General features: G+C 61.5%; 1 protein-coding gene. It reads right to left on the bottom strand.

The window, feature by feature from the left end:
• Positions 1-11: 11 nt before the first annotated feature.
• The coding region (locus tag GA0061099_RS39220) for an AI-2E family transporter (RefSeq protein ID WP_074448710.1) at positions 12-1,077 on the bottom strand (1,066 nt) is incomplete at its 5' end.

Here is a 1,077-nt window from a genome sequence, read left to right as displayed (position 1 = left end):
CGGATCATGCTCTAGCCTTCGAGGATGTGCCCCAAAGCCTTGAGCGGGCGTACGCGATCGCTGACGATCTTGAGGATGGCCAACATCGGAACGGCCAGGATCGCGCCAGGCACGCCCCACATCCAGAACCAGAACACCAGCGACAGGATGACCAGCACCGGGTTCAGGGTGAAGCGTCGGGCAAGCAGCAGGGGCGTCAGGGTTTCGCCTTCGACGAGATGGATGCCGAAGTAGAGGGCTGGCGGCAGCAGGGCCCACCACAAGCTGTCGAAGCTCAACATTCCGGCCAGGAGGAACATGACGGTCCCCAGCAGCGGTCCCAGAATTGGAACGTAGTTGAGCAGGAAGGCCGCGGCTCCCCACAGCAAGGGGTCTCCAAGTCCGCAGAAATACATCGCAACGGCCGTTGCGATTCCCACTGCGGCATTCATGGCCGTGATAGTAAGAAGATAGGCGGATATGTCCGCTTCGACCTGCTGGGAGATGTCCACCGCCTGCCTCTTGTCGCGAAAATTCGGGAGGACCTCGACGATGCGTCGTAGAAAGATGTCTCCTGCCACCAGGAGAAAATAGAGCACCAGCACGGTCGTAAACAGGCCGTCGATGACGGCGCGCGTTCCCGCGAAGAGCGCGCCGGTAAGGCCAAGATCCCTGCGGACCGAAACGATTGCACCTTTCCTGTCGGGAGCGTCGGCGACGTGCTCGGCCTGCTGGATGACTTTCTGGAGCGCTTCGATCGGCCGCTTCAGGACGACCAGGTGAGTTTCGAGGCGAGGTAGACCCTCCGGCAATTTCTCCGCCCAGGTCGCGGCAGGTAGCGACAAGGCTGCCACAAAGCCCACGAGCGCTCCCACCACCACCAGGATCGCCAAGAGCGCTCCGATGGCACGGGGGAGACCTATACGGTCGAGCAGATGCACAGCGGGTTGGAGAATGAGCTGCAGCACGAAGGCGAGCACCACGGGCAATATGATCGAGCTTGCCGCATGAACAGCTGCCAGCACCGCCAGGGTTAGCAGACTACCGAGAAAGAACGTCTGCGGACTGGACGGCAGCGGCATTTCGATATCGTCGGCC

This window comes from Bradyrhizobium yuanmingense, from assembly GCF_900094575.1.
In the GTDB taxonomy this organism is placed as follows: domain Bacteria; phylum Pseudomonadota; class Alphaproteobacteria; order Rhizobiales; family Xanthobacteraceae; genus Bradyrhizobium; species Bradyrhizobium yuanmingense.
The sequence above is the reverse complement of the archived record's forward strand: the minus strand, read 5'-3'. Positions and strand labels throughout refer to the sequence as shown.